Origin of the sequence: Exiguobacterium sp. s50 (assembly GCF_018618175.1) — a bacterium.
Lineage (GTDB): Bacteria > Bacillota > Bacilli > Exiguobacteriales > Exiguobacteriaceae > Exiguobacterium > Exiguobacterium chiriqhucha.
In genome coordinates this window covers 120,588-139,868 of record NZ_JACSLP010000008.1, presented here as the reverse complement: position 1 = coordinate 139,868, position 19,281 = coordinate 120,588, and the positions used below count along the sequence as shown (strand labels likewise).

Below are 19,281 nucleotides of genomic sequence, written 5' to 3'. Positions count from 1 at the left end.
ACGCATGCGTTGTCGAAACACTAAAACCCAGCTGGCAAAGTTCTGTACTTTTCGTTGCATTATTGTGCACATTTGTATTGCAAAATACAGTCGAAGCAATACCTCCGTCATCTCGTCCATCGTCTGTTGATCTAGTTGGTAACTGTCCATCTGAATCTTCCTCTCCTGTTGATAGCCTCATGATACCTCGCATCCAAGCAGACAACATCTCGCCTAATTTCACGTAAGCCCTAGGGCTTGTTTAGAAAACATGCTCATTTTCAATAAACAAACCGTGTTTTCACTTCTGTCATTTCATCAAATAGTCTTCTTACGAGACAGACCAAAACAACGTCCAACCTTCACACACGAACCATCGCGTTTTCGTCATGCGAAAACGACCCTTTTCCGGATCCCGCTCTATGGATCCAGGCGAGAGCAACGCGAGTCGCCCATCCAGTCAAAGAAAAACGTACGTTTTTCTTCCTTGTCCTTACCGGACGGACCGGGACCGGTCCCCCGGCCCCACTCCATTCCGTTCAACCCATGTAACCTCGCTGTTTCATGCTGACGTACGACTCGTCCGCTCCGAGGATGAGATGGTCGAGCACCGGGATGCCGATGAGGTCCCCCGCCTCATGTAACCGTTCGGAGACGAGGATGTCCTCCCGGCTCGGCGTCGGGTCCCCGCTCGGGTGGAAATGATCATGTTATTTTATATAAGTTCGGTATTGCCTAATAAAAAAGAATCCCTTTTGATTATTTAATACCAAAGGGATTCTTTTTTATTAAATCAATTATCTGTTCTTCAACTAAAAGCACCCGATAGCACAATAAGTTTTTTTCCTATTCATTCATATAATGTAACAGTTTTTCGAAAAAATCATTGCTGACGGTTAACTGATACTGTTTTTCAACGAGATTTCGAAGTTCCATAACGAGAAGCAAAGAGTTCTTATAGGCTTCATATAGTTCTAATTCATTTAATCGGGCAGCAGTCTTTTTAAACTTTTCATAGTTTTCAGGACTAATTTCTTTTTCAAGATTCTTTGTCATATTAAACCAATTATCGGCATTTTCTTCCGAAATTCGAATAAGTTGTAGTATATTTTTTTGTAATTGAGATAAAAGTTCCAGAGAACGTGCATTTTCCCCTCTTTTAAGAACATTAATCCCCATTAACCATAGATTGGAAAAATTATTCAATAAAAAATTTGCGTTTTCTTCTGTAAGTCTATTTGGTCCCGGACCTTCCAACTCTGATAAATACAATTCTAATTGTCCTGTTTCATCATATATATACATTGCTTTTGTGTCAGGAATGTAGCCTGATTCTTTGAATGAAGGAATAATATTCATTTCGTTTTCAGAAAGGAAATGAAATTCACCACGTATTAGATTTTCAAAAATAACTACTTCCGTACCGTACTCATTTTGATAGAGTAAAGTGTAGGAAGCGACTTCATTTAGCCATTTTGCTGAATCAAAGGTGGAAATTGTATCATCTTTTAGAAAAACATAATATTCTATATCAGAGTATTGATCTCCCTCTCCTTTTGTAAAAGAGCCATACATCATACAAGCAGATATTCGTTCATCTGACTGGACAAGTTCCTTAACCCTTGTCATTAGTTCCTTTTGTTTTAACAATTCGATTCCTTCTTTCTTTATTTTGATTCAGGGAGAATAAAAAATCCTCCCAAATAATGTTGGAAGGATTAGTCATGTAACTTTTTACGATACTCAAATAAAACTATTTAGCCTTTTTAGCTATTCAGTCTTACATTTATTTAGTATATAGAAAAATGGGCAGACTAATCCTAAGTTTTTAAAATGAAATATACTATTTCAATTGTTAAAAATTAGATTAGTTCTTCATTGTCCACCCATCTCTCCTTTCGATTAATAGTATATTAATTTTAACACTTCAAAGATCAAAGTACAAGTTGTTGTGAAGAAATACACTTAAACTATCTGCCCCGTTAGTTTAAGTAGACTTTATCACAAACTTTTATAATCATTCAATAAAAGGTGATGTGAAACTAGTCTCCATTATTATATTACTTTTCAGAGCCATCTACTTGAATTTACTGACCATGTAAAAATTCTCTTCCAGATTGTATTTGTTCTTCGATAAGATAATCCTCTAATTTTCCATATCTTGATGCTTGCGTCAAAGATATACCAAACCCTTCTACAAGTAGCTGAGGGCCAAAATTACTTGCTATTACATTAAAACAAGTAATCCTCAAAGCCTTAGGAGTAAAACCAGATAAATCCTTTACCTTTCTCAATATGAAACGGTTATTAACAGGTTTATCCTCATAAATCATTGCTGAGTTAGAGCTTATTATTAAATGTGTTTTATTATTTGCATTTTTGATATTCGTTCTTAATTTTGCATATTCATTTATCAAAATTATCTCGTCTTCTGATAAATAGACCGGCGGTCTATCCTTAAAATGAATCACCTTTCTATCTATGTCTAAATCTGTGAGTTTAATTTCTTTAATCATCTTTGAAGATAAACCATGATAAAAACAGAAAGAGCTTAGTAAACATTCTAAAGGTTGTTCAAAAAGATTACTTTTTATTATTTTGGCTACTTTAATTTGTTCCTCAAAGGTTAAAGGCTCAATTGTTGGAGGTAATTCTCTAGACTTAATATCTAAAATCGGTATATGCGTTATAATTCTTTTTCTTCGAGCTAATTTGAATAGCACTAATAAATCCTTTCTTACAATTTCGCGATGTTTAGGTGTTAAAGTAAGGAGAAATGTATGTATATCCTCTTGCTGTACAGTATCCCATGATGTAAGATGGCTTTTATTCTCCTGAAGCCAACGGACTAATCTCACAAAAATTTCCATATCCGTCTTTACGGTTAACAAAGATAATGGAGTTCTTGCTTGAAACTTTAATTGCCTCTTTCTTAATTCCAACCGTTCATTAAAATACACTTCCAATAGACGCTTAAATCCATTCGGGATTGTTTCTATTAACCTTGTTATACTTGAGAGAAGATCTTGGTCTTCATTAAAAGTAAGAAAACCTTCTTTTAATAAAAAGTTGAATAAACTTGATTTAACAGTTTTAACACTCTTATTTTTTTCTAGAATATTTAATAACCAATTTTCCGTAATATCGGAAGGCTTGATAAATTCCTTTTCTGCTATTTGAAAAATCTTTAAAACTTTACCACTGTGCTTACGAATCGTTTCTACACTAATATCAATCTCTTTTAAATACAGGACATATTTATTAAATAATTTTGCACTCCATGTTTTCTCAAAATTCGTATTTAAGAATTCAGCTGTCTGTATTCTTTCCACACGTGCTTTAGAATAGCACCAGTGACAAATTGTAGCTTTTTTATTAATTTCTGATTTGTTTAGTTGTCCCCCACACCGATTACAAATAAAATTGCTCATTCTATCTTCTCCTAAATTGGTGGTAATTTATCATTAGAATTCACTTCATTAACAACCTTTTTCAGCTCGGTATTGGTTGGTTTTTCAAGTCTATTAACAGGTGTAGGAGTATGTTTCCATATATCATTTGGTGTACATTCAAGAGCAGTGCATAATGCATCCATTGTTTGAGCCTTTACTTGTTTTGGTTCACCAGTGATAAGGGCACTTATAGAAGGCGGAGAAAGCTTATAAGCTGCCTTATCTTCTAATAATCTCCCTAATTCCGCACCAGACCAAACCCCCTTTTCTGCCATGACTTTTCTTAGTCTCCACTCAATTGCCATGTCATTCACCTTCTTTACTAAAATTTAATAATTGGTTTTTCCACTTCTCCTGTGCCATTCTCACCCTTTTTTCTAAATGATCTGAACCAGGATTAGAATAATTAAATGTAGTGGCAACATCAGCGTGTCCTAACAGTTCCTTAAGGGTCAATAAATCTACACCAAGTTCTGTTTGTCGTGTTGCAAATGAATGACGCAACTGATGAGGACTAAATATTTCCTCTTCTGTAAAGCCCATTTTCTTTTGCCTTCTCGTTAAACTTCTTCGTGCTGTATGCTTACTCAATCTTGTAGCACTTTCTGATAAAAATAAGGCACCTTCTGTATTAGAAACGAACAGAGGTCTTACTCCTTCCAAGTACCATTTTATAAGTAAATCTACACTATCTAACATTGGTACCCATCTACGCTTGTATCCTGACCCTTTAGATCCTTTTCCAAACCGTACATGTATTTTTCCTTTTTCACCTAAATCAAATCGGCAATCTTTTACATCCATCATGATTATTTCGTGGGTTCTTAAACCTGTTAGCTCGAGCATTCTAAAAATTGTATAATCCCTGGCGATAGTAGAATATTTTCTTGCAGTTTTCATTTCATGCTTCAATCCATCCCAAAACCTTTCTAATATTTCAGGTCTCGGTGGTATTACCTTGCCATTATGATCATCTTTTCTGTGATAGTAACGATTAAATTTATCGAATAAGTTAGGAACTTGAACTCTGTATTTTTCCCATATCTCATGTCCATGTCTGGTCTTTAGATATTCTAGAAAGCTTGATATAGTGGATTGATACTTCCTCCTTGTTGAATAAGCTAATCCTCTTCCAACTAAACCTAAATAAAATTGATCTGCATCTAACATATCAACTTCCCATATAAACTTATTGGAGACATCTAAAAATTCATTTAAACAATTTATTCCAAGAGCGATTGTACTCTCTGTATAACCTAAAACACGTTGTTGCTGTTCCCATAACCCCATTAATTTCGCTTGGTATTCTCTAGATTCTTCATATGTAGGATAAGATAATTCTTCTTGTGTATTGCTAATAACCGACAGAAAAGGATATTTCCCCATTTAATAACCCCTCTTTTTAGGTATTACCTAATTTATTTAGCTGTTACCTAATATAACATATGATTATTAAACGGGCAACTTGCTCATTCTCCGGTGCTGATGACAGACGATGAGGCACGAGGCGTTGTTCAAGATGGCGCATTTGAAGACCTCCCGTGGGTGGACGACACTCGAGTTGACGCTCCCGACGTGTGCCCGGTGGACGCCGATGACCCGGTTCTTTGTGTTGAGCATGATGACGAGGAACACTTCACGGTCGTCGTCCCCGATGAACGAGGAACCGATTTGTCGGGCACTGTCCGGTGATTGGATGATGGCGTGCTCGAGAGCGACCATCTCCTCGCGAATCTCTTGTTTGATACGAATGACCTCGATGATGGATGTAAGTTCCATGATGGTTTGTCCCCTTTCGGATAAGCCGAGCTCAGAACGAACACCGTTGTGCGTCCTGTTGACGGGAACGAAGCGAGCGTCGGGAGACGGTGCAAGGGCGACCGCAGGGAGAGCCTCAAAAAAATGCGTAGAGCAAACGGAGGGACAGGCTTCCGTAGCCAACGAGCGAAAAGCCTCGCTTTGAGCCTAAAGCGAAGGAAGACGGGCCGGAGGGCGCGTCATTTTTTTGACGTCCCTTGCACCGAAGACCAGCGAGCTAGAGTACGGAAACAGGACGCACGGATTACCAATCACGAAAAAGGCTGTTCAAACGGGACAAATCGGGTATAAAATAAGAACAAACGTTCGTTTTATTGAGAGGGGTAATTATTATGACGATGTATCGCGATCGGGGCGAATTGAAATGGATCCCATTCCTCATGCCCGAGCACAAGGCGCTACTGACGAAATACTATAAAGAGATTCAAAAAATTGAGATGCCAGATATCGATGAACAGGTCCTATCGGTCTATGAGAATGTGCTGAACGACGCGATCTTCAGCGGAGATTTGGTAGAGGTAAAATATGTGGAGAAGCGGGAGATGAAACGATTCAGAGGATTCGTGCACCGGACGAACTACATGGAGCGGACCGTCGAGCTGGCCAATCAAAGGGAAGGGATCATCCATGTGCCGTTCGAGGCAATCATTCACGTCGAACAATCGATAGACTAACGCCCTGGCGGTTGCTGACGAAAAATCCTTTGCTGCTTTTATAGATGTATCAGTTAAAAGTTGCAGTACACTGATATCTTTAAATCATTCCGTTTGTCAATTTAAGCTAGACAGATCGACTCCATTCAGGTGACTCAAAAATGCCTCCAACGGTGTGCGGTAATTCAGTGACTTTCTTGGGATGTTATTCCGCTTGTCGGCCACCGACGAAATGAATGTTTGATCCACCTGGTTGAAGTCCATTTCCTTTGCCAAGCCGTCTTTCCGCAGGAGCCCGTTGGAGTTTTCATTCAAGGCGCGCTGAGAAGGCGTGCCGGGATCCGCAAAGTAAATCGAGACGTCGTGCCGGTTGCACAACGGTTTCCAATTGGAGAATTCCTTGCCGCAATCAAACGTGATGGATTTGAACAGATTTCTCGGGACCCCTTGGAACCACTGGTTCAACGCAGTTTCAATATCGCAAGCCTTGCGTCCTGCAGGCTTCAGGGCGATGATGACTTTCGTCAGCCGTTCGACCAGCGTGATCACCGCACTTTTGTGGCGGGCACCCACAATGGTGTCGCCTTCGATATGCCCGAACTCTTTTTTGAACGACGGGTTGTCGGCTTCCCGTTCGGAAATATGGCGTTTGAACGCCTGTTTTCCCCGGCGTTCCTGGTGTCCATTGGGTTTCCGTTTTCCTTTCATCGGCAGCGTGGCGGCGTCAAAGACCTGATTTTTGAACATGCGATAGATGGTGCGCGCGGAACAATCGATGGCCGTTTCTGCCCGGCCGACAATGACATCCGGCGTCCAGCCCTGCGCCACCTTGTCTTGAACATAGGCCACTTGTTTCTTCGGCAGGACAATCTTCCGCCGGCCGCAGCGTTTCTTATTTTTCTTGTATTGCGTGTAGAAGTCGAGCGCTGTATGTCCTGATTTCAGGAAATTGATGACGTTGTAGATTGGCTGCCTGGAACGGTTCATCAACTTAGCAATGATCGCTACAGGTATATTTTGGCGGTGGTAGGATTCTATCATCACCAGTTCATCCGTGGTAAGATGGGTGTAGGTCATTCGTGATCACTCCTATGTTTTTCTTTGGTCGGAAAATACATTGTGAGTGTACCACGAATGGCTTTTTCAATTGTCTAGCTTAATTTTACAATCGGCGATTAATGAATGAATGATCAATTTTTGAAAACTTTTTTGTGTTAATTGAATTTAAGTAGAAAAGAGAAGAAGCTTTTGGGCTTCCTCTCTTCCGATAATATCTCATATGTTAACTATAAAAATATATTTAATTATCCAAAGTCTTCAAACCTCCGTTTGACTTTAACCTAATACAAAACTGTGCCCCCAAGGTTAAAGAAAATTCAACTTTTGGGAGGCAGCACTTTTCGTGTACGACAATTAAACACGGTGTTAAACAGCTCTATTTCTTAGTTTCAATGTCATCGCATTGATAGCCACGATAACCGTGGACACGGACATCAGAACTGCTCCTGCGGCAGGAGCCAACGTAATCCCAATGGAGGCTAGAACACCCGCCGCTATGGGAATGGCAATAAAGTTATAACCGGCTCCCCACACGAGGTTCTGTTTCATTTTACTGGTTGTTTTATTGGCCAATTCGATAAAGGATTCAATATCGCCTGGATCCGACTGAGTCAAAATCACATCAGCGGAATCGATGGCGACTTGAGTTCCGGCACCGACTGCTATCCCAACGTCTGCTATTGCAAGGGATGGTGCATCGTTGACGCCATCGCCGACCATGATAACCGTTTGTCCATTATTTTTCAGTGATTCCACTAAACCATATTTATCTTGCGGTGATTGATTGGCTCTGTATTCAATGCCCAGTTCCTCTGCTACTCCTTGGGCCGCCGTTTCATTGTCACCTGTAGCCATAATCGGTTTTATATTGTAATGCTTCAATGCCTGTATCAGCGTTCTGCTCGTTTCTTTCAATTCATCGCCTAATGCGACCGTACCGATCGGATTCCCGTCCTCAACTAGTATACTTAATGTTGCCCCTTTGGGAACATCCACCGCTACATCTCTTCCAAGTGCCTTTTGGCTGATCAATTCGTATTTGCGGCCATTGGCGTTTCCTTCTATACCCGCACCCGACACAACATCAATCGAATCAAAGTGGACAGGCTGAATCCCTTGTTTCTCAGCGTATTGGACGATTGACTGGGCGATTGGGTGGCTGGACCCGCCTTCAATCCCTGCCATTAACGCCGCGATTTCGGCTTCGGTATGTTGACCATCCAGTGTTTCCATGTTCAAAACTTTAAATTCGCCAGTAGTCAATGTACCCGTTTTATCCAGTATCATTACATCAGCCTTAGTTGCCAGCTCCAATGCTTCGCGGTCTTTCACCAACAGCCCGCGGCTTGCACCTAAACTGGTGCTTCGTGCAATAACCAGCGGAATGGCAAGGCCGAGAGCGTGTGGACATGCAATGACTAATGTCGTAACCGTAAAAAGAACAGCGGTTTGAATGTCAGCAATGTACAGCCAAACGACAAAAGCGAGGAAAGCCGCCGCAATGGCGATATAAAACAGCCAGCCGGCTACTTTTTGAGCCAGATTTTCAGCTCTTGAAGGTTGATCCTGCGCCTGGCTTATCAGGGTTTGTACTTGGGAAATGAACGATTGGTCGCCGGTTTCCTGTACTTCAAGATATATGATGCCTGCACCGTTCGTGGAACCGCCGATCACTTTGTCTCCGGCTCCTTTTTCAATGGGTTTAGATTCCCCCGTCAGCAAAGCTTCATTGATCCGCGAGGTGCCTCTTTTGATGATGCCATCGGCAGGGACGTTTTCTCCGGCCTGAACCCGTACAAGGTCTCCGACTTTCAGCTCATTTACGGGACGCGTCTCGATCGAATCATCTTCCAATACCACATGTGCATCTTTCGGCACCAATTCGGCGAGCGATTTTTGCGCGTCTCCTGCTTCTCCGATAGCCTTCATTTCGATCCAGTGTCCAAGGAGCATGATCAACAGCAAGGACGCGAATTCAAAGAAGAAATCCATGATGTGATCGCCGGTTACGTAGCGTGCCAGCACGGCGTAAATGCTGTACAAATAGGAAACGGATATCCCTAATGAAATAAGGGCCATCATGCCCGGTGCTTTTTCCTTAAATTCAGCGATTGCACCTTGATAGAAGGGTTTTCCGCCATAAACCAATAAGATAGTTGCTAATACAGCGACCACAATATCCGAGTATGGAAAAGTAAATTGGAAAGGAAGCCGAACGTCCATCATCGGCGACAATAATAGAATGACAATGCCCAAGGGCAGCGACTTCAGGAAAATTTCTTTGAAATTCCCATGATGGTGATGTCCATGGTCACTATGATCGTGGCCACCATGATTGTGATGGGCATGATCATCATGAATTTTGGCAGGATTGCTGTCGTCTTGAATGCCTTCTTTCACTTGGTCTTCATGGTACGAATGCCCAACATGTTTGGAATGATCCATTTTACTGTGATCTACCTGTTCGTCTTGATGGTGGTGATGGTCTTTATCATTTTTAGCCATTCAGTGCGCCTCCTCCAAACTAGTGGTTCTTATCCTATTTAACCCTATTTACATTCTTAACATTCACAAAGTTCTTGCCGAATATACCACGCGAGGGTATATTTCATTTAAAAGTAAAGTGTGCTGTGAAAGCACCCTTATACGACGTCATACCCTTGTTCTTCAATCGCTTTCTGAATTTCGTTTAATGATGTCTTGGCAGTATCATAGTCTACTGCCACTTCGCCTTTTTTAAGATCAACTGTCACAGATGAAATCCCTTCGAGTTCACCGACGCCCGTTTCAACCGAGTTTGCACAGTGGCCGCAGGACATACCTTGTACTTTTAATGTTTCAATCATTATTATTCCTCCTAAAGTAATATTTCCTTAAACTTAACATACCCCGATAGGGTATATCAAGTGTTTAGTATCATTTTACTTTATCGCTGTTTCCATGACTCTAATTTAGAAGTTCACAATGACCCCCCAAAAAAACCGCACCATTGATTTTAATATTTGATTACTTGTCTATAAAATGTGCAGTTTCTATGGAGTTTCGGTATTTCTGTTTAGTTTGGAAAGGAGAGGGAAATCAAGTAAATGAAACAAAAATAAGAAATGGAGGTTTTAACATGGCTCATGAACAACATCAGGAATTGATTCGGGCATTACATGATTGTGCAGCGGAATGTAACCATTGTTTTGACGCTTGTCTGCAGGAAGATGATGTGAAGATGCTAGCACAGTGCATTCGATTAGACCGGGAATGCGCGGACATGTGTGCATTTTTGGAACATGCCATTACTCACAATTCACCGTTCGTTTCCGAACTGGCAGCCGTTTGCGCAACCATTTGCGAAGCTTGCGCAGAGGAATGTGAGAAGCACGCCGATCATCATGAACATTGCAGACGCTGTGCGGAAGCTTGCCGTAGATGTGCAGAAGCTTGCCGTAACGCCGCATAACCTTACTCAAAAAGGCCCGTCGGAAATATTTTCCGACGGACCTTTTCTTTTATCAAGCATCATTCTGCTTCATGGATCCATTTGTAGCCGATTCCCCAAACCGTGAGAAAATGATCATCGACCGGAAAACCGGACTGGCGGATTTTTTCCCGAACATTTCGCACATGCGAATCGATGGTCCGCCCTTCCGTCTCTGAGTCGAATCCCCAAATTAACTGGATCAGCTGCTCCCTCGTAAACACTTTGTCGGCATTCTTCATCAGATGGCCCACCATCAGAAATTCTTTTGGCGTCAATTTGATGATATGTTTGCCGTACGTAAGTTCAAACCGGTCTTCGTCCCACACCAAACCGTCCACTTCAATGGTATTTTTCGGAGTTCTCCTGCGAAGCAGCGCCCCCATCCGGGCCAGCAACTCATCTTCATTAAACGGCTTTGTGATGTAATCATCCGCCCCGATATTCAATCCCTTAACAATATCCTCCTGTTGTTCCCGCGCCGTCAGCATAATGATTGGCACATCCGAAAATTTCCGGATTTCGCGGCACAGTTCCCAGCCATCCATTTCCGGCATCATGATATCCAGTAAGACGAGATCGAAAGGTTCCGATTCCAAATAGTCGAGGGCTTCATGAGCTCCCAGTGCTTTTTTACAGAGGTACTGATGCGGCTTCAAATATAAAGCCACTAAATCCAGCATTCGTTGTTCATCATCAACCAACAGCACTTTCTGCAAGCGAATCCCCCCTTTTCAATTCTATCAGGACGGTTGTCCCTTGTCCGTACTCACTTTGAAGCGTCATGAGACCACCGTGCGATTCGACGATTTCTTTCGCAATCGCCAGGCCAAGACCGCTTCCTCCGTACTGTCTGGATCTGGATTTATCGACCCGATACAATCGTTCAAAGACAAAAGGAAGATTTTTTTCCGGTATGCCCTCTCCTTCATCACGGATGCTTATGGTGATGGTACCTTTATCTTGGACTCCCTGTAATACCACTTGTGTTCCTTCAGGAGAATGCTTGCGGGCGTTGTCCAAGACATTCAGCAATACCTGCTGAAAACGTTCGGGATCAATGAAGGCGACAATCTCATGTTCACAATGGACAGCCAATGAAATCTGTTTCTCGTCAAAAGCTGGCCGAACCAAGGCAACGACGGATGCAAAAAGCATCTCCAGTGAAAATTCCTCTTTTTGAATGGCGAACTGGTTATGATCCATCTGAGCCAGCTCAAACAGCTGCCGGATCAATTCCGTCAAATGGGCCGTCTCTTCCCGGATGATGCCAATGTATTCCTTTTTCTCTTCCTCGGATGCATCCGGCCGGCTCGCGATATCGGCATATCCTTTGATATAGGTCAACGGCGTCCGCAACTCGTGCGAAATACTCGCCAAAAATTCATTCCGCTCATTTTTTAAATGTTCCAAGTCACTGGATAGAGCAGTGATGGCTTTCGCCAGCTCTCCCAACTCATCGTTTCGGCCAATATTCAGGCTGACCTCGTGGTGCCCTTCGCTTAACTGTTCCGTCGCTTCTTTCATCCGAATCAACGGCAACGTAATCAATCGGGATAGCAGAAAAATTGTGATGACGGTCAACCCGACAGCAATCAGGCCAACAATCAGGAATTGGTTTCGCAAATGACTGACCATCCCTTTGATATGATTGGTTTCCGCAAACATGAACACGTGGCCTCTATGTTCTCCTTCAATGGTGATTGGGCTGTCCGTCGCAATAAACTCTTTTTTGTCCCATCGCTCTTCCACGACCTTCCCTCCCTGCAGAACCTCATCAAAATCGGTGTGTTCCAACACTTCCCTCATTTCAGGTTCAATCAGATCGGAATGGGTCAATTCGTTGCCATCTGCATCCGTGATGATGACGATGAAATCGGAGGCCGATTCCATCAACGCCACATGGTTCAATGTCGCCGGTTCAAAACTGTCTTCCAATACTTCGCTGTGGGTGTTCCCTCTTGCAAGCAGGTTGGTCATGACTTCATCCACCCGTTCATTGACAAAAGTAACGTACAGGGTTAGAAACAAAACCGATTCAATGATGATAATAAACACAAAAAACAGCAAACCTATTTTCAATGCAAGCCTGTTTAACATGGCATCCCTCTTTAAGTCGATTGGTTAGCAGCAATCAAGACAAAGACTGCTGCCGAAAGCTGTTGGATTCGGTTCGTCTTTCAAACGGCTAGCTGGTTTCTACTTGGTTTTTCCCTCTTCCAGCAGCGTTTTCCAGGTCTGTAATCCGTCTTCCGACAAGTAGGCATTGCCTTCAAATGTGTAGATCGCCAGTTCCATTCCATCCATCGGGTTTTGTGCAATAAAAGCGACGGCATCTTGTGAAAGGTCCGGTGTATCCACCGGCTCGAGTTCTTCATTTTCCATAGTATACTTCACCAGAGCCGCCGCTGTCCCGTAGCTTCCGAAGTACAAATGGTCTTCGGTGAAATGCACCGCTGTGCCTGTTTCACTTCCGTCTGTAATGGCTTTAAAATTTTCTCCGCCATCCCGTGAGAAATAAATCCCTGCAGCCGTAGCTGCAGCGACGAAGTTTGAGTCAGCCGGGTGAAGAGCGAGCGAAGTCACTTCGCCTTCCAGCCCTTCAGCCTTCACAGTTTTCCATGATTCGCCTTCATCACCGCTTTTATATACGCCGGCTTCCAATAGGGAATTCTTGGCCGGATTGATTAGGAAAATGTCGTTACTGTTATATCCCACCGCCATGGCATGAAAATCCGTTTCTCCTTGAAATGCAATCTCTTCAATCGATTTACCGCTGTCGATGCTTCGCTGTATCCCTAGGGGATTGGGTAATTCTGAGTCTGCACTTGGGTGGCCCGACGTAATAAATCCTTCATTTGTTGCATTAAAGCCCATATAATCATGAAAATTATCCGCCGTTTCGAACCAGCCCTCTTCCCGGTAAATTTTCAGCCCGGTATGCGAGGCAAAATACAGTCCGTTCTCATTTCCTGCATAACCCATCCCATGAACATGGTTCAGTTCCCCTTCAAACGGCACTTCAAATGAATCCGTTGTATCATTGCTGCAGCCTGCCAGCAAAAGAAAAGCCGACAGCACTGCCGTTCCTATTCTCTTTTTTTTCATGTAGATGCCCTCCGAATATGTCATTTTTTATTTTTTATAAGTATAACATTCTTAAAGTTTAACGAAAAAGTTTCGACTTTTTGTGCAGATATCTTGATTTCAAAACAGGTAATCCATTCCCTCTACAATTGACCCAAAAGGAATAATCCTTCCAATCGGTCCGGTGGAGGATCTTTGCCTGATTTCTATTTATAAATTTTCTACACCTGACATTTCTTTTCTTTCGGTTAGTCCACTTTAAAGAAATGTTTTTTTCTCGTTTTTTCTTTGCAGCATTTTTCAAAATAACGTGGCCCGCATTATGCTTGGGAAATTCAGAGGTATCAGCACGGTTTGATCTGTTCCATATAACTCGCGATATCCTCTTCGGACATTTCACCCGTAATAATTTTCTCGATTTTGCCCTCTTGATTGACTAACAGAGTAGTCGGCAATGGACGGATATTATAAGCTTCCATAACACTTTTGTCCTTATCGATAACAATCGGGAACGTTAAATTTCGCTGTTCAGCAAATTGTCTCACTTCATAATCGGATTGCGCAATATTGACAGCGAGTATCTCCACACCTTGATCCTTGTATACCTGGTACTGCTTTTCCATCAGCGGGAACTCTTTTTCGCACGGTTTGCACCAAGTACCCCAAAAGTTCACGAACACCCCCTGCCCTTTGTACTCAGACAGCTGATGCCGTTCCTCGTTCAAATCCGTCAACGCAAAATCGGGTGCCGAATCTCCAACTTGCAGCAATTCGTTTTTCTCTTTTGTTAATCCGTTGTAGATGGTAAATGCAATAGCGACAACCAGAATGAACAAATACTTGTCCTCATAATCAAGCGATTTCTCTTTTTATCCTTTTTAGCAGCCATACACTGTCACGTCCTTCCTAGATGATGGGTTGAGTCCATTAAAACCCTGTAAATCCACCCGTAAATTGCGATAAAAAAGCGATGATTTCTGTCAGCATGTCAAAGTAAAGTAAAACGCCCATCAGAATCATTAATGCTCCTCCTATTGACATGAAAAGAGCGCTCTTCTTCTTCAAGAAAGTCATTTTCTCAATAAAAAACGACATCAAGAGAAAAGGAATGGAAAATCCCAGAACGTAAAACAGCATATAGAGTAAGCCACTGTCCGGATCCGCTACTCCGAGTGCAATAACTCCTGCAAGTATGGGACCGGTACACGGGGTCCATCCAGCTGCAAAGCCAATGCCGATCAGAACAGAACCCGCGTATCCGGAGGGCCTTTTCTGGAACTGTAATTTCTTATCCGACAGCAGGAAGTCGAATTTCAGAATACCGGTTAGGACCAAGCCAAAAAACACCATCAAAATAGCGCCCAATTGACGTAGAAGAACTTGATATTCCAAGAAGAAGTTTCCGATAAGCGAAGTCGACAAGCCCAACGCTAAAAAAATGATGGAGAAACCTATCAAAAATAGAACCGTATGAATCAAAGCCGTGCTCCTCATCATTCCCTTGCCCGTCTTTAACTCATTGACTGAAACTCCAGTAAGGTAGGATAAAAAAGCCGGATACAAAGGAAGGGAGCATGGAGAGATAAATGATAAAAGCCCTGCGCCAAACGCAAGATACAAACTAATTTCCGCCACTTGTACACCTCCTATTACAGTAAGTTGAATCCTCTTCTTTATCATTTTTGTATCCCTTAAGGAATCAAATGAAATTTTCTATATAAGACTCGGGGAATTTCAAGGTATGTAAAATTAAATACAGCCCCTCTCTTAACTTCTACTTCCCCGTGCTTGCTTAACCGTTCCAGAAGACGTCAACCAATCCAGTTTACCGATTAATTCTTGATTTTCTGTGCAGTTTCTTCTATTCCGGTTCAGGTGAAGTCCCGGATGATTTGCAGGAAGCCGAAAATCCAACCTTTGAAGTTGGAAGCCAGGCGATTATTGAAACCGATCATATGGAAGGCATGAAAGGTGCTGAAGCCACAATTGTCGGGGCTTATGATACAACCGCCTATGCAGTGACCTATACGGCGACGGACGGAGGCGAGCCGGTTGAAAATCACAAATGGGTGATTCACGCAGAATTGGAAAATCCAGGTGATGAACCATTGGAAACGGGCGATGAAGCGGCCATTGCCGCTGACCATATGGAGGGAATGGACGGCGCAACGGCTACGGTTGATTCTACCGAAGAAACGACCGTCTATATGGTTGATTTCGTCCCGACCACCGGAGGCGAGGAAGTCACCAATCATAAATGGGTGACTGAAAGCGAACTGTCACCCGAATAAAAGCGCCAAAACCCGGGATCTTGTCAACAAGATCCCGGGTTTTTATCTGTAATGGTTCATAAAGGATTCGATTTCGTTTGTATTACAAAAACATTAAGTTTTAGTAGTTAGGCTTCCCGTATAAATTCTGCACATTTTTTCAACATTTTTATAATAGAATAAATCAAATTTAAATAGTTTTAGAGAGGTCACCAAATCTATGAAAACAAATCAGCTTTTGAACGAATCCGGTCTGATTTCCCGATTAGATTCCAGAATATTAGAATTAGACATCAAGGGGATTGCCGATAACTCAAGCGATGTGGCAAAAGGTTTTGTGTTTGTTGCTATTAAAGGATTTGAAATTGATGGTCACGGGTTTATTGACCAGGCAATTGAAAAAGGGGCAGCCCTTGTCATCGGAGAACAAGGAATTACCCGGTTAGGTGTCCCTTATTTACAGGTGGAAAATAGCCGGAAAGCGCTTGGCATCCTGGCCAGGAATTTTTATGGCCGTCCATCTGACCAGAAAATAATGATTGGAATTACGGGCACCAACGGAAAAACGACGACGAGCTATATGCTCCAGCACTTTCTGGAAAGCAACGGTATGAGTTGTTCTGTCATCGGTACCAACCAAAATATTATCAATGGCGAAAAAATGAAAAGCTCGAACACCACACCAAATTCACTCGCTCTCCATAAACTGTTGACCCTCAGTCAGGATGAGGTCGTCATTATGGAAGTTTCTTCTCATGGACTGGCCCAGTATCGGTTAGAAGGCATTGAATTTGATTACGGCTTGTTCCTCAATCTTCACCATGAACACCTGGATTATCACAGTTCCATGGAAGAATATTTTCAGGCGAAGCTTACAATGTTCAATCAGATGAAAGAACATGGGATTGCTGTAGTGAATACAGATAATGAGTGGGGACGAAAGCTCTGTGGAATCCTGCAAACAAAGGGAAAACCGATTTATGCAATTGGCACATCCACTGAATGCAACCTGCGTGTTGCAAAATTTCATTCACTGTCCTCCACTATGCGGGTGATTGAAAGTAACGAAACGTATCAAATGGTCGCTGCCATGACCGGAATGCACAATATGTATAACACCTTAATGGCCTACGGAACATCATTGTTGCTGGGTATCCCCAAAGAAAAGCTCTTAAACTCCATTCACCATTTCAAGGGAGTCGATGGACGCTTTGAGGTCACGAAACTGGCCAAGGGCTCGATCGTTATTGTGGATTATGCCCATACTCCGGATGCCATCTCTTACTGCCTGGAAACTGCAAAATCACAAGGGGCCCAACGAATAACCCATATTTTCGGCTTTCGTGGAAATCGAGATGCCAGCAAGAGAAAGCACATGCTATCCATATCTGCTGAAATGAGTGACCGCTACATTTTAACGTTGGACGACCTGAACAATGTTTCTCCAGGAGATATGCTGGAAGTTTTAAACCAACTAAATGAAACATACGGCAACTCAAAAGGCAGCATCGTTCCAGACCGTACACTCGCCATTCAGCAAGCAATCCATGAAAGCAAGGAAGGCGACTGGATTGTGATTACCGGTAAAGGACACGAGAAATACCAGCAAACCTTTCATTTACCGACTGATTCGGACCGGGAAACCGTCAATTATATAATAAAGCAGAACTAAAATAATCACTCAGGAGGGAGTAGTTATGAAAAAACTAAGTGTTGTTTCAACCATTTTAATCATGATCAACACTTTAATCGTTTCGTCCGTTTTCAGTAAAACTGATGACCCTTCCCTGCCAAACGTATCCAGTGAAGCAGCTATTGTCATGGAAGCAACGACTGGAGAAATCCTCTATGAAAAAAATGCACAGTCGCAGATGTATCCTGCCAGCCTAACAAAAATTGCCACAGCCATTTATGCAATTGAAAACAGAAAATTAAATGATATTGTAACCATCAGTAAAAAAGCACGCAATACGGAAGGCACCCGTGTTTATTTGGAAGAGGGAGAACAAGTGACTTTAGAAAAACTGTTGCTGGGCCTCTTAGTCAACTCTGGAAATGATGCCGGCGTCGCCATTGCTGAACACATCAGCGGCAGCGTTGAGTTATTTTCTGCTGATATGAATTTATATTTAGAAGATGTAATTGGCCTGCGGAATACGAACTTCGAAAATCCCCACGGTCTTTTTGATCCCGAGCATGTTACGACAGCCGAAGATTTAGCGAAGTTAACCCGATATGCGATGAAGAACGATGAATTCATGAAAATATTTGGAACAAAAGAACTGCCCTGGAACGGTGAATCCTGGGATACCACGCTTTATACCCACCACAAACTATTAAGGGAAAAACCTTATGAAGGCGTTACGGGTGGTAAAACCGGGTTTGTGCCAGAAGCAGGCGTCACGCTGGCCACGACAGCCAAAAGAGAAAACCTGAATTTAATTGTCGTCACCTTAAAAAGCGACACAGAGGCAGAAGCTTATGCTGACACTATTCAACTTTTGGATTTTGGATTTGAAAATTTTAAAACAGTGAGCATTCCGAAAGAAAGCAGCTTTTTTGCCGGTGATGTGGAATACATTACGCCAGGCGATTTCTTTTATACACACCAAACAGATGAGCAAGTGACAATCGCTGTAAAAGAAGATGGACTATTAAGGATTACTGATCAGGATGGCACTCTTTTGTCTTCTTATCAGTTTCCCGTTGTCAGTGCTTCTGAGACAAACCTTCCTTCTAATTCTGAAGACGTTCGCACATTTTTCCCACCTGGGATTTTAAGTTCAATCTATTTGTTCCTCCTCGTCGTTGGCTTTTCAGGATTAGTGTATTACCGAATTCGAAAAAAGCGGATATAGAACGCACTTCTCTATCTTAAAATTTCATTCAACTGAACTTTTATATACCATCAATTTTTTAAACAGCGCAGGAGGCGGATTATACCATAAACACTCAGTTCCCCGTTTTAGAATTTCTGCTGCTTCTCATTTTCAACATAAGTATGGGTGCAGTTGGCTTTTTCCCAAGCTTTTTGCTCACGTCTCTCAATATCAGTTCTTTAGGGTTAACCATTGGCGTCATCCTTTCTTTGTCGGGGGAGATTTTTGGCGCTATCGTCGGATTTTACCTATATCGATATGGGTTTTCAAAAGTTAATCCAAAGTGGTTAAAGCGGCCGTTCTGGAGGTACATCCAGAGTTCTTCAATAAGCCGCGTCTTCTGGGCAATCATCTTGCTGCGCTTAATTCCTTTTGTCCCATCAGGTCTGGTAACAGCAGGGGCGGCCTTGACGCCCATTCCAGGTGGCTTATTCATTATTGCCAGCACCATCGGTAAAATTCCGGCCGTTTCTCTTGAAGTGGCTGTTGTTTATGGCCTTGTAGAATCCATACATCCCGGTTATCAGTACGGCTTATTTATTTTGATCTTTCTATCGTTTCTAGTGATCTGGGCAAAGAACAAAAGAAAAAATTCTTTGTAATTTTACCCCCTGT

At 42.4% G+C, this 19,281-nt stretch carries 17 protein-coding genes and 3 pseudogenes; 6 read left to right on the top strand and 14 right to left on the bottom strand.

The window, feature by feature from the left end:
* Window positions 1–518: 518 nt before the first annotated feature.
* The 6 genes and pseudogenes from KNP68_RS12425 to KNP68_RS12400 form a co-directional block, all read right to left on the bottom strand.
* A pseudogene (locus KNP68_RS12425) lies at window positions 519–683 on the bottom strand (JAB domain-containing protein); the annotation flags it as partial.
* A 142-nt stretch (window positions 684–825) separates the two neighbouring features.
* Entirely contained in the window at window positions 826–1,629 is an 804-nt protein-coding gene (gene lnu(G), locus KNP68_RS12420; RefSeq protein WP_214799766.1) for a lincosamide nucleotidyltransferase Lnu(G), read from the bottom strand.
* A 437-nt stretch (window positions 1,630–2,066) separates the two neighbouring features.
* The gene (locus KNP68_RS12415; protein WP_214799764.1) at window positions 2,067–3,410 is read right to left on the bottom strand and encodes a site-specific integrase; all 1,344 of its coding nucleotides are present in this window, start codon (window positions 3,408–3,410) and stop codon (window positions 2,067–2,069) included.
* Between the two features lie 11 nt (window positions 3,411–3,421).
* Entirely contained in the window at window positions 3,422–3,736 is a 315-nt protein-coding gene (locus KNP68_RS12410; protein WP_214799762.1) for a helix-turn-helix domain-containing protein, read from the bottom strand.
* A 1-nt stretch (window position 3,737) separates the two neighbouring features.
* The gene (locus KNP68_RS12405; protein WP_214799760.1) at window positions 3,738–4,817 is read right to left on the bottom strand and encodes a tyrosine-type recombinase/integrase; all 1,080 of its coding nucleotides are present in this window, start codon (window positions 4,815–4,817) and stop codon (window positions 3,738–3,740) included.
* A 66-nt stretch (window positions 4,818–4,883) separates the two neighbouring features.
* Window positions 4,884–5,210: a JAB domain-containing protein gene (locus KNP68_RS12400; protein ID WP_214799758.1), complete on the bottom strand. Its 327-nt coding sequence runs from the start codon at window positions 5,208–5,210 to the stop codon at window positions 4,884–4,886.
* Window positions 5,211–5,581: 371 nt separating this feature from the next.
* Between KNP68_RS12400 and KNP68_RS12395 the strand changes: the two genes are divergently transcribed.
* The gene (locus KNP68_RS12395; RefSeq protein ID WP_029595514.1) at window positions 5,582–5,923 is read left to right on the top strand and encodes a YolD-like family protein; all 342 of its coding nucleotides are present in this window, start codon (window positions 5,582–5,584) and stop codon (window positions 5,921–5,923) included.
* Between the two features lie 96 nt (window positions 5,924–6,019).
* Here the strand turns inward: KNP68_RS12395 and KNP68_RS12390 are convergent, their stop codons facing one another.
* The 3 genes from KNP68_RS12390 to copZ all read right to left on the bottom strand — a co-directional run bounded on the left by KNP68_RS12390 (window position 6,020) and on the right by copZ (window position 9,807).
* Complete coding sequence (locus KNP68_RS12390; RefSeq protein WP_114167461.1) at window positions 6,020–6,979, bottom strand: IS30 family transposase; 960 nt, start codon at window positions 6,977–6,979, stop codon at window positions 6,020–6,022.
* A gap of 348 nt (window positions 6,980–7,327) precedes the next feature.
* On the bottom strand, window positions 7,328–9,466 hold the full coding sequence (locus KNP68_RS12385) for a heavy metal translocating P-type ATPase (protein ID WP_029595516.1): 2,139 nt from the start codon (window positions 9,464–9,466) through the stop codon (window positions 7,328–7,330).
* 137 nt (window positions 9,467–9,603) lie between these two features.
* Complete coding sequence (gene copZ, locus KNP68_RS12380) at window positions 9,604–9,807, bottom strand: copper chaperone CopZ (RefSeq protein ID WP_029336157.1); 204 nt, start codon at window positions 9,805–9,807, stop codon at window positions 9,604–9,606.
* A 272-nt stretch (window positions 9,808–10,079) separates the two neighbouring features.
* On the opposite strand from copZ, the gene KNP68_RS12375 reads away from it, so the two are divergent.
* Complete coding sequence (locus KNP68_RS12375) at window positions 10,080–10,412, top strand: four-helix bundle copper-binding protein (RefSeq protein WP_084158420.1); 333 nt, start codon at window positions 10,080–10,082, stop codon at window positions 10,410–10,412.
* 59 nt (window positions 10,413–10,471) lie between these two features.
* Here KNP68_RS12375 and KNP68_RS12370 read toward each other — a convergent pair whose 3' ends face one another.
* The 5 genes and pseudogenes from KNP68_RS12370 to KNP68_RS12350 all read right to left on the bottom strand — a co-directional run bounded on the left by KNP68_RS12370 (window position 10,472) and on the right by KNP68_RS12350 (window position 15,152).
* Complete coding sequence (locus KNP68_RS12370) at window positions 10,472–11,149, bottom strand: response regulator transcription factor (RefSeq protein WP_029595517.1); 678 nt, start codon at window positions 11,147–11,149, stop codon at window positions 10,472–10,474.
* Entirely contained in the window at window positions 11,127–12,530 is a 1,404-nt protein-coding gene (locus KNP68_RS12365; RefSeq protein WP_029595518.1) for a sensor histidine kinase, read from the bottom strand. The genes KNP68_RS12370 and KNP68_RS12365 overlap by 23 nt, the downstream gene beginning before the upstream one ends.
* Before the next feature lie 99 nt (window positions 12,531–12,629).
* Window positions 12,630–13,538 carry a F510_1955 family glycosylhydrolase gene (locus KNP68_RS12360; protein ID WP_029595519.1) on the bottom strand — a complete coding sequence of 303 codons (909 nt, stop codon included), beginning with the start codon at window positions 13,536–13,538 and terminating at the stop codon, window positions 12,630–12,632.
* A 323-nt stretch (window positions 13,539–13,861) separates the two neighbouring features.
* Window positions 13,862–14,406 (bottom strand): annotated as a pseudogene (gene resA / locus KNP68_RS12355) (thiol-disulfide oxidoreductase ResA).
* A 38-nt stretch (window positions 14,407–14,444) separates the two neighbouring features.
* Window positions 14,445–15,152 (bottom strand): cytochrome c biogenesis CcdA family protein, encoded by a 708-nt coding sequence (locus KNP68_RS12350; protein ID WP_029595520.1) that lies wholly within the window; start codon window positions 15,150–15,152, stop codon window positions 14,445–14,447.
* 230 nt (window positions 15,153–15,382) lie between these two features.
* Here KNP68_RS12350 and KNP68_RS12345 point away from each other — a divergent pair.
* The 4 genes and pseudogenes from KNP68_RS12345 to KNP68_RS12330 all read left to right on the top strand — a co-directional run.
* Window positions 15,383–15,808 (top strand): annotated as a pseudogene (locus KNP68_RS12345) (YdhK family protein); the annotation flags it as partial.
* 199 nt (window positions 15,809–16,007) lie between these two features.
* Window positions 16,008–17,459, top strand: a complete 1,452-nt coding sequence (locus KNP68_RS12340; protein ID WP_029595522.1) for a UDP-N-acetylmuramoyl-L-alanyl-D-glutamate--2,6-diaminopimelate ligase — start codon at window positions 16,008–16,010, stop codon at window positions 17,457–17,459.
* Between the two features lie 25 nt (window positions 17,460–17,484).
* Window positions 17,485–18,645, top strand: coding sequence for a D-alanyl-D-alanine carboxypeptidase family protein (locus KNP68_RS12335; protein ID WP_029595523.1), 1,161 nt, complete (start codon window positions 17,485–17,487; stop codon window positions 18,643–18,645).
* A 143-nt stretch (window positions 18,646–18,788) separates the two neighbouring features.
* The gene (locus tag KNP68_RS12330) at window positions 18,789–19,268 is read left to right on the top strand and encodes a TVP38/TMEM64 family protein (RefSeq protein WP_125318013.1); all 480 of its coding nucleotides are present in this window, start codon (window positions 18,789–18,791) and stop codon (window positions 19,266–19,268) included.
* Window positions 19,269–19,281: the final 13 nt, after the last annotated feature.